The sequence below is a fragment of the Pseudomonas sp. FW305-70 genome, from assembly GCF_058783925.1.
The window spans coordinates 1-8,781 of the sequence record NZ_JBYSYZ010000011.1 but is presented as its reverse complement, the minus strand read 5'-3'; the positions used below and the strand labels follow the sequence as shown (position 1 = coordinate 8,781).

Genomic DNA, 8,781 nt, shown 5'->3' with positions numbered 1-8,781 from the left:
AGACCATCGCGAGCAAGCTCGCTCCTACAAACGCGGTCTTCTGTGGGAGCTGGCTTGCCAGCGATGGTCGTTAACGATAACGCTTGTTTTCTGGGTCAGCGCGGCGCTCTCGAGACCATCGCGAGCAAGCTCGCTCCTACAAACGCGGTCTTCTGTGGGAGCTGGCTTGCCAGCGATGGTCGTTAACGATGACGCTTGTTTGCTGGCTCAACGCGGCGCTCTCGAGACCATCGCGAGCAAGCTCGCTCCTACAGACGCGGTCTTCTGTGGGAGCTGGCTTGCCAGCGATGGTCGTTAACGATAACGCTTGTTTACTGGCTCAACTCGGCGCTCTCGAGACCATCGCGAGCAAGCTCGCTCCTACAGACTGGTCAATCGCCGACAACGCCGGACCAACGATGCGCTCGTCTCAATCCGGCTGTCCATCGGCCGGTCCGGCACGCGGCCGGCGATCCATTATTCTGAAAGTGATGCAAGCGCCAACGGACGAGGAGGGGACGCAATCATGCCTGCCCAGGATCGCGAACTGCTGGACCGGATACTGACCGCTCATGGCGGCCTGGCACGCTGGAACAGTTTCAATAAGGTCTGCGCCACGCTCGTCACCGGCGGCTCGCTCTGGGGCATGAAAGGGTTGACCCAGGACAGCGCGCCACGCCAGATGACCGTGTGGCTGCATGAACAAAGAGCCTCGGTGACACCCTTCGGTGCACCGGGGCAATTCACGGCCTATACGCCGAACCGGATCGCCATCGAGAATACCGCGGGCAAGGTGATTGCCGAGCGCCAGGCACCCCGGGCATCCTTCAAGGGCCATGGTGAACACACGGCCTGGGACCCGTTGCACCGGGCCTACTTCAACGGCTATGCGATGTGGTCCTACCTGACCATGCCCTTCCTGTTCACCTTGCCGGGCGTAACCAGCGAGGAAATCGATCCCTTGCAAGAGGGCGCCGAGCTCTGGCGGCATTTGCGGGTGCACTTCCCCGACAGCATCGCAACCCATAGCGCCATCCAGGACTTCTATTTCGGCGATGACTTTCTGCTGCGCCGCCACGACTACAACGTCGATGTGAGCGGTGGCATGCCCGCTGCCCAACTGGTTTATGACTACGTCCAGGCCGACGGCTTGCACATGCCGGGCAAGCGACGAGCCTATCGGCGCAAGGCCGATGGGCAGGTCAACAAGGAGGCGTTGCTGGTGTCGATCGACTTGAGCGAGATCCATTACTCGTAGCAAACGAATGGCAGGAAACTGTAGGAGCCAGCCTGCTGGCGATGGACTCAAATGCGCCGCGTTCATCCAGTTCACCCGCGTTATCGTTAACGACCATCGCAGGCAAGCCAGCTCCCACAAGGGACCGTGCCCACGCTGAAACTGTAGGAGCGAGCTTGCTCGCGATGGTCTCAAGTGCACCGCGTTCATCCAGGTTACCCGCGTTATCGTTAACGACCATCGCAGGCAAGCCAGTTCCCACAAAGGACCGCGCCCACGCTGAAACTGTAGGAGCGAGCTTGCTCGCGATGGTCTCAAGTGCACCGCGTTTATTCAGTCAACACGCGTTATCGTTAACGCCCATCGCTGGCAAGCCAGCTCCCACAAGGGACCGTGCCCACGCTGAAACTGTAGGAGCCAGCCTGCTGGCGATGGACTCAAGCGCACCGCGTTTGCTACTGGATAAATACGCGAAGGTCAAAGATGATCCGCATCGATCACAGCCTTGGCGAACGCCTGCGGGTCTTCCTGCGGCAGGTTGTGGCCGATGCCGCCGTTGATCAGCCGGAATTCGTATTTGCCGGTGAAGCGCTTGGCATAGTCTTCGGGGGCCGGGTGCGGTGCGCCGTTGGCATCGCCTTCAAGGGTGATGGTCGGCACGCTGATGGACGGCGCCGTGGCCAGTTTCTGCTCCAGCGCTTCGTAGCGGCTTTCACCCTGGACCAGGCCCAGGCGCCAGCGGTAGTTGAACACGGTGATGTCGACATGGTCCGGATTGTCCAGCGCCTTGGCGCTGCGGTCGAAGGTAGCGTCATCGAACGCCCATTTCGGCGAAGCCAGTTGCCAGATCAGCTTGGCGAAGTCGTGGGTGTTTTTCGCGTATCCGGCGTGACCGCGGTCGGTGGCGAAGTAGAACTGATACCACCACTGCAGTTCCGCCTTGGGTGGCAGCGGGTTCTTGCCGGCCGCCTGGTTACCGATCAGATAACCGCTGACCGAGACCAGCGCCTTGACTCGCTCCGGCCACAGCGCCGAGACAATGCCGGCCGAACGCGCACCCCAGTCATAACCACCGAGCACCGCTTGCTTGATCTTCAGCGCATCCATGAAGTCGATGACATCACTGGCCAGCGCAGCCGGCTGGCCATTGCGCAGGGTTTTGTCGGAGAGGAAATGCGTATCGCCATAGCCGCGCGCATAGGGCATCAGTACCCGGTAGCCCTTGGCGGCGAGCAACGGCGCGACTTCGTCATAGCTGTGAATGTCGTACGGCCAGCCGTGCAGCAGGATCACCACCGGTCCGTCGGCCGGGCCGGTTTCGGCGTACGCCACGTCCAGCAGCCCGGCGTTGACATGCTTGAGCGGGCCGAACGGCGAGGGCGCCGCCTGAGTGGCTTGGGCAGGGGTCGCAGCCGGCTGCACGGTGGTGGCCGTTTGCGCATGGGCTGCGCCGAGCACACCGAACAGGGTGAGGGCGAGGATCGATGGGCCGACCAGGTGGCGGCGAGTCTTGCCGGTGTTGCTGTTGCGCAGTGCCATCTTCATGGGATGTCTCCATTACCAGCCATGGTCAGGGGATCGGTCTGAGCCCCTGCGAACCTTGCTTGCATTGAAACGCGGCAACGTATCCGGCCTGTGTCCAATCACCGGCTGGATGAAAGACTGTGTATCGGGACGTCGAGCTGACACAGTGTGATACACAGCGGCGTCATGCGTAAGTCGTACTGCCTCGCGAGGTTCGCGCTGCTGAAGCTTATGCGCGGGTTTCTGACCGGATTTGTTCAAACTATTTTCCCGAATGCATGGCAGTCACCCTGTAACTGAGCTTTGCTACTGAGTCTGACGACCCGTGATCGCCCCGCAGGTTTCCGTGGAGAACAATCGATGCCTAGCTTCCAAACGCCTGTCCGGTTGTTCTGTCTCGGTCTAGCCATAGGTCTATTCGCCATCCCGCTGCACGCCGCACAGTCTCCCTCTGCCAACCCGCCTGCGGTGCAACTGGAACCCAAGGCGCTGGAGGTTCTGAAGGGAATGAGTACCAGGCTCGCGGGTACTCAGGGCATGAGTTTCAAAGCCGTCACGACCTACGAAAAGCCCAGCCGGCTAGGGCCTCCCCTGGCCTATGGCACGGTGGACCTGGTCAACGTGCAACGACCGGATCGCCTTCGTGTGTTGACTTCCGGCGACGGTCCCGCCACCGAGTTTTACTACGACGGCAAAAAAGCCTATGCCTTCGAACGTGAAGGCAACTTGCTGGCCCAGGCCGACGCGCCGCCTACCCTTGATGCAACCCTGGAGGCCGCGTACCAGGGTGCCGCGATCTATTTTCCGTTTACCGACGTGATCGTCGCCGATCCCTACAAGGATTTGTCCCGGGACCTGCGTGTGGCGTTTTACGTCGGCCAAAGCACGGTGGTCGGTGACACCACCACCGATGTGATCGCCTACACCAGCGACAGCGTGTTCGTGCAGGCCTGGATCGGCGTGCAGGACAAGCTGCCACGCCGGTTGCGCGCCGTGTTTCTCGATGATCCGACACGATCCCGGCATCAAGTCGATTTCAGTGACTGGAAGCTCCAGTCGGCGATGCCTGTCGATTTTTTCAGGCCTGACCACATCGAAACGGCCCACCGCATTGAGTTTGCCCCACCGCCCGATCTTCGTGCCCCGCAGGGGGTAAAAGAACCCGTGGCGAAACCCTGAACAAGGAGACTGATCCATGAACAGATCTACCTTGAAATTCGCCGGCCTGCTTGTCGCGCTGCTCACCTGCAACCAGGCAGCGGCCTGGTCCCACGCTTCCGGCTTCGGGCGCACGTACGGAGGCGGGGGCTCATGGAGTCATTCGGGTGAATACGGCTCGGCTTCGGGCGGTGGCGGCAGTTGGAGTGGCGAAACCAATCGCGGCGGCTCGGCTTCCGGAGGTGATGGGAGCTGGAGCGGCACCGGCTATCGCGGCGGCTCGGCGTCCGGTGGCGAGGGCTCCTGGCACGGCACGGGCGCGGAAGGTGGAACGGCGTCGGGTGGTGAAGGTGCCTGGCATGCGCAAGGTGAAAATGGCGCTACCGCCGCCGGCTATCACGCGGATGGCTATGGCACGACGGCTTACCGTCCCCCCGTTTATGGCACAACCGCCTACCGTGCCGTGCCTTACGGGACCGCTTACTACCATCCGCCAACCGCCGTGATTGCCAGCAGTGGCTGCTACAACTGTGGCTATAACGAGGGCGTCAATCCGGCCGCTGCCGCTGCGGCGGGCGTGGTCGTCGGTGAAGCAGCAGCGACGGTCGCCGACCAGAACGCCAGCTATAACGCCGGCATGGTGGCCTCCGCACCACCGACAATGCCCATGGGCGCGACGTACGCCTCACTGCCCCCAGGTTGTGGCCTGATAAGTTTCTCCAATACCACGTACTACCAGTGCGGCAATTCCTGGTTGCGACCGTCCTTTGGCGCCAACGGCGTTTATTACACCGTCGTGCCGATGCCTTGAGCCCCGGGCGCTCATAGATGGGGCCCGAACTGTCAGGCGACGTTCATGCTGCGGTGCGTATTGATCAGGTTCAGCACCACACTCGGGTCCGCCAGGGTGGAGATATCCCCCAACCCTTCGTACTCAGCCGCCGCAATCTTGCGCAGAATCCGCCGCATGATCTTGCCCGAGCGAGTCTTCGGCAGCCCCGGCGCCCACTGGATCACATCCGGCGAGGCAATCGGCCCGATCTCCTTGCGCACCCAGTTCTTCAGTTCCAGGCGCAGTTGCTCGTTCGGCTCTTCACCGTTTTTCAGGGTGACGTAGACATAAATGCCCTGTCCCTTGATGTCGTGCGGCACACCAACCACCGCCGCTTCGGCGACTTTCGGGTGCGCGACCATTGCGCTTTCGATCTCGGCGGTGCCCATGCGGTGGCCGGAGACGTTGAGCACGTCGTCCACGCGCCCGGTGATCCAGTAGTAGCCATCGGCATCGCGACGGGCGCCGTCACCGGTGAAGTACATGCCGCGGAAGGTCTTGAAGTAGGTGTCGACGAAGCGATCATGGTCGCCAAACAGCGTACGCGCCTGGCCTGGCCACGAATCGAGAATCACCAGGTTGCCCTCGGCCTCGCCTTCGATGATGTTGCCCAGGTTGTCCACCAGGGCCGGCACCACGCCGAAGAACGGACGCGCCGCCGAACCCGGCTTGAGGGCATGGGCGCCCGGCAGCGGGCTCATCATGTTGCCGCCGGTTTCGGTCTGCCACCAGGTGTCGACGATCGGGCAACGGGACTTGCCGACGTTCTTGTAGTACCAGTCCCAGGCTTCCGGGTTGATCGGCTCGCCCACCGAACCCAACAGGCGCAGGCTGCTGCCATCGGCGCCTTCAACCGCGGCGGTGCCCGAGGCCATCATGGCGCGGATCGCGGTCGGTGCCGTGTAAAGGATGTTGACCTTGTGTTTGTCGACGATCTTCGCCACCCGGGTGATGTCCGGGTAGTTCGGCACGCCTTCGAACAGCAGGGTGGTCGCGCCGTTGGCCAGCGGGCCGTAGACGATGTAGCTGTGGCCGGTGACCCAGCCGACGTCGGCGGTGCACCAGTAGATCTCGCCCGGGCGGTAGTCGAACACGCGCTCGTGGGTCATGGCGGCGTACAGCAGGTAACCGCCGGTGGTGTGCTGCACGCCCTTCGGCTTGCCGGTGGAGCCGGAGGTGTAGAGGATGAACAGCGCCTCTTCAGCGCCCATCTCTTTCGGCGCGCACACGGTGCCGGCCACTTTCATCAGGTCTTCGAACCAGATGTCGCGGTGCTGGTTCCACTTGATCTGGCCACCGGTGCGCTTGCACACGATGACTTTCTGGATGCTGCTGGTTTCCGGGTTGGTCAGGGCGTCGTCGACGTTGGCCTTGAGCGGGATCTTCTTGCCGGCACGAATACCTTCGTCGGCGGTGATCACCACTTTCGAGCGGCAGTCGATGATGCGACCGGCCAGGGCTTCCGGCGAGAAGCCGCCGAACACCACAGAGTGGATCGCGCCGATCCGGGTGCAGGCCAACATGGCGACCACGGCTTCGGGGATCATCGGCATGTAGATCGTCACCACGTCGCCGCGGTGCACGTCCTGGCCGCGCAGGGCGTTGGCGAACTTGCAGACTTGTTCGTGCAACTCGCGGTAGGTGATGTTGCGGCTTTCGGCAGGGTCATCGCCTTCCCAGATGATCGCGACCTGGTCGCCGCGCTCGGCCAGATGACGGTCGAGGCAATTGTAGGACACGTTCAGGGTGCCGTCGGCGAACCACTTGATGTCGACATGGTGATCGTCGAAGGAGGTCTGCTTCACCGTGGTGAAAGGCTTGATCCAGTCGAGGCGCTTGGCTTGCTCGCGCCAGAAGCCGTCCGGGTTGACGACCGACTGCTGGTACATGGCCTTGTAGGTCGCCTCGTCGGTCAGGGTATTGGCCAGAACCTCGGGACGAACGGGATACAGGGAAGCCGCACTCATCTTTCTTACCTCGGTGGAATAGTTGTTTTTGTGATCTTTTACGGGTTTGCAGCTCAAGCATTCGGGCAAATGCAACATTCAAATCCGGAAGCGACTCAGTAGTTTGTCCTGCTGGCCGACGTGGTCGACCATGACCAGGCACTGGCGAACCTGTTTGTCCGCACTGCCGGACACTTCAAGACTGATGTCGCGGATATTGGTGGTGTTGCGGTTGATTTCTTCGGTCGTGGCGCTTTGTTCTTCAGCGGCCGCGGCAATCTGCAGGTTCATGTCATTGATGCGGTAAATGGCCAGGCGTATGCGTTCGAGGGTGTCATTGGCGGCCTTGGCATCGCCAGCCGTTTTGCTGGCCGTGTCGCGGCTCTGCTGCATGCGCGCCTGGGCATGTTTTACCCCGGTCTGCAGCTGGTCGATCATCTCGCGTATTTCCTGGGTGGATTGCTGGGTGCGCGAGGCCAGGGAGCGCACCTCATCGGCCACGACCGCAAACCCGCGTCCCGATTCGCCGGCACGGGCCGCCTCAATGGCGGCATTGAGGGCGAGCAGATTGGTCTGGTCAGCGATGCTGGTGATGACCGCCACAATCGATTCAATGCTTTGACTGAGGGTGGACAAGTCATTGATCGCATGACCGGTGGCGTCCATCTCCTCGGCCAAGCGCTTGATGGCCCCGGTAGACCGGGAAACCAGAGCGACGCCGTCGGCGGTTTCTTCGTTAGCCGCGATGGCCGCTTCGGCAGCGGTTTGCGCGTTGCGCGCGACATCCTCGGCGGTCGAGGCCATCTCGGTCATGGCGGTGGCCAGTTGATCCAGTTCCTGCAATTGCACCTGTACACGGTTGGCGGCCTGATCCGCTTCGCATGAAGTCGCTGTGGTGCTCTCGCGGACCTGTTGCGAGCTGTTTTTCACGTCGCCAATGAGCGCCTTGAGATTGTGCAGGAACTGGTTGAACTCCCCGGCGACCAGCGCAATTTCATCATTGCCGACCACGGGCAACTGGCGGGTCAGGTCGCCTTCACCGCGATTGATGTCTGCCAGTGAATCCTTCAGTTGTTCCAGCGGCCGCAGCAGTCGCTTGACCAGCAGGCCCAACACCAACAGGCTGAGCAGCACGCCCAGGCCGGTACCGATCACCGCTCGCCAACTCAAGGTATGCGCCGCAGCCATGACGATGTCCTGGTCCAGGACCACGCCGATGTACCAATCCATACCCTTGAGATCGGAGAGCGGGATGAAGGACACCAGGAGGGACTTCCCGCCGCTGCGCACCTCTTGAAGCTTGCCGTCGAGGGGCAGGGCGCCCCCGGCAAAAAGCTGACTGTAGGGCTTGCCGTTCAGTTCGGCGTCCGGGTGGGAAATGATGTTGCCGCTTTTACTGAGCAGGAACGCATAACCGGCCCCGCCGAAATCCAGGGTATTGATGGCATCGGCCACCGTGGTCAGGCGGATGTCACCGCCAAACACCCCGAGCAACTGTCCCGCGTCGCTGATCCGGGCGACGGCCGAGATCAGGATTTCACCCGTGGTGGAGTCCTTGTAGGGTTCGGTCAGGACGGCTTGGCTGCCGGTCTTTCCCGTCGCGTACCAAGGGCGGGTACGACCGTCATAGTCGGGTTTCGGATTCCACGCCGCCGTGTTCTTGATGGGCTTTCCATCAGCCTCAAGGGCGCCGAACACCAGCTTGAATTCGTCTTTCAGAATGGGCGAATCGATGATGCGTTGGGTCGTTTGCACACTGTACTGGCGATCGATCGCCTGGGAGGCCAGGTCCATCAAATGAAGCTTGCCGTTCAGCCAGTTCTCGATCTGACGTGCCACCGCATTGCTCGATTCGGCAATGCTCGCCTCGACCTGGTGACGCAAAATGCTACGGATCTGCTCTACCTGAACCAGTGATAGAAGACTGGTGGTCACCAACAACACACAAGCAGCCACAAGGCTCACCTTGTAACGGATTTTCATCGAGGGCTCCAAAGGGGCGATCAAGGGGAACAGAAAAATCTCAGGTCAGTGAGGACGCCTTCGCGAGCAAGCCCGCTCCCACATTGGACTTGTGTTCATACTCCCCCCTGTGGGAGCGGGCT

General features: G+C 61.6%; 6 protein-coding genes and 1 pseudogene. 3 read left to right on the top strand and 4 right to left on the bottom strand.

Annotated features, from left to right (window positions below; translation table 11 throughout):
• The first annotated feature begins 505 nt into the window (after positions 1-505).
• Positions 506-1,237, top strand: coding sequence for a hypothetical protein (locus AC3WN7_RS10805; RefSeq protein WP_102675727.1), 732 nt, complete (start codon positions 506-508; stop codon positions 1,235-1,237).
• Positions 1,238-1,693: 456 nt separating this feature from the next.
• Here AC3WN7_RS10805 and AC3WN7_RS10800 read toward each other — a convergent pair whose 3' ends face one another.
• Positions 1,694-2,761: an alpha/beta fold hydrolase gene (locus AC3WN7_RS10800; protein WP_102675725.1), complete on the bottom strand. Its 1,068-nt coding sequence runs from the start codon at positions 2,759-2,761 to the stop codon at positions 1,694-1,696.
• A 339-nt stretch (positions 2,762-3,100) separates the two neighbouring features.
• On the opposite strand from AC3WN7_RS10800, the gene AC3WN7_RS10795 reads away from it, so the two are divergent.
• Both AC3WN7_RS10795 and AC3WN7_RS10790 read left to right on the top strand, forming a co-directional pair.
• A complete protein-coding gene (locus AC3WN7_RS10795) occupies positions 3,101-3,919 on the top strand; it encodes a DUF2092 domain-containing protein (RefSeq protein WP_102675724.1) in 819 nt (272 codons plus the stop codon).
• A 16-nt stretch (positions 3,920-3,935) separates the two neighbouring features.
• Positions 3,936-4,709, top strand: coding sequence for a hypothetical protein (locus AC3WN7_RS10790; protein ID WP_102675723.1), 774 nt, complete (start codon positions 3,936-3,938; stop codon positions 4,707-4,709).
• Between the two features lie 32 nt (positions 4,710-4,741).
• Here AC3WN7_RS10790 and acs read toward each other — a convergent pair whose 3' ends face one another.
• From acs to AC3WN7_RS10775, 3 genes and pseudogenes are all read right to left on the bottom strand, one after another.
• Entirely contained in the window at positions 4,742-6,697 is a 1,956-nt protein-coding gene (acs, locus tag AC3WN7_RS10785; protein ID WP_458548324.1) for an acetate--CoA ligase, read from the bottom strand.
• Positions 6,698-6,775: 78 nt separating this feature from the next.
• Positions 6,776-7,525: a methyl-accepting chemotaxis protein gene (locus AC3WN7_RS10780; protein ID WP_409077341.1), complete on the bottom strand. Its 750-nt coding sequence runs from the start codon at positions 7,523-7,525 to the stop codon at positions 6,776-6,778.
• A gap of 108 nt (positions 7,526-7,633) precedes the next feature.
• A pseudogene (locus AC3WN7_RS10775) lies at positions 7,634-8,659 on the bottom strand (HAMP domain-containing protein); the annotation flags it as partial.
• Positions 8,660-8,781: the final 122 nt, after the last annotated feature.